The sequence below is a fragment of the Acidisphaera sp. S103 genome, from assembly GCF_009765975.1.
Taxonomy (GTDB): domain Bacteria; phylum Pseudomonadota; class Alphaproteobacteria; order Acetobacterales; family Acetobacteraceae; genus Rhodopila.
Window position 1 is genome coordinate 231956 of sequence record NZ_LMUJ01000042.1, and the last position, 811, is coordinate 232766.

The window sequence follows — 811 nt, forward strand, 5'->3', positions numbered from 1 at the left end:
GCCAATAACCGGCGCCAGTGTTCGGGGTTGGCGCGCGACGTATAGACATACACATAGTCGTTCGGACCACCGCCCTTGCTGGGGAACGTCCCCATCGGCGGGTTGCCCCCGGTGACCGACTTGTCGGCGGCGCGCGGCGCCGGCTTGCCGGTGCGGGCCTGCTGGGAAAATGCGATACGCATGTAGTGCAGCATCGCGTCCTGCATCGCGACTTGCAGGTGATCCCCCTGCCCTGTCGCCTTGCGACGATAAAGCGCGCCCAGGATGGAAATCGACAGCAGCATGCCTGTGCCGGTATCGCCCAGCGACGGGCCTGGCTTCAGCGGACGGCCGTCCAACTCGCCAGTGGTGCTCATGATGCCGCTGCACGCCTGTGCGATCATATCGAAGGCGAGATTTTTCTCGTACGGGCTGCCCTCGCCGAATCCCTTCACCTGACAGTAGATGATCGACGGGTTCAACGCGCGAATCACATCCGCGCCCAAACCCAGGCGCTCGATCGCACCGGGTGCGAAATTTTCCACCAGCACGTCGGCCTTCGCCGCAAGGTCCTTCAGCAGTTGCAGGCCGCGCGGGTCCTTCAGGTTGACGGTAATTGATTTCTTGTTGGCGTTGAAATGCAGGAAATACGGATCGTCGACACCCGGCTTGCCGCTCAGCGAGCGGCCGGGATCGCCACCTTTGGGGTTTTCGACCTTCACCACCTCGGCACCCAGCCAGGCGAGGGTTTCGGTGCAGGATGGGCCGGCCTCAAACTGGGTCATGTCCAGCACACGCACGCCGGCCAGGCAGTCGCCGCCAAACCCGTTGG

1 protein-coding gene is annotated in these 811 nt (G+C 63.5%); it reads right to left on the reverse strand.

What is annotated here, in order from left to right; translation table 11 throughout:
* Positions 1 to 811 (reverse strand): CaiB/BaiF CoA-transferase family protein (locus tag GSQ89_RS11365; protein WP_174254850.1); only part of this gene is annotated, 811 nt, incomplete at both ends.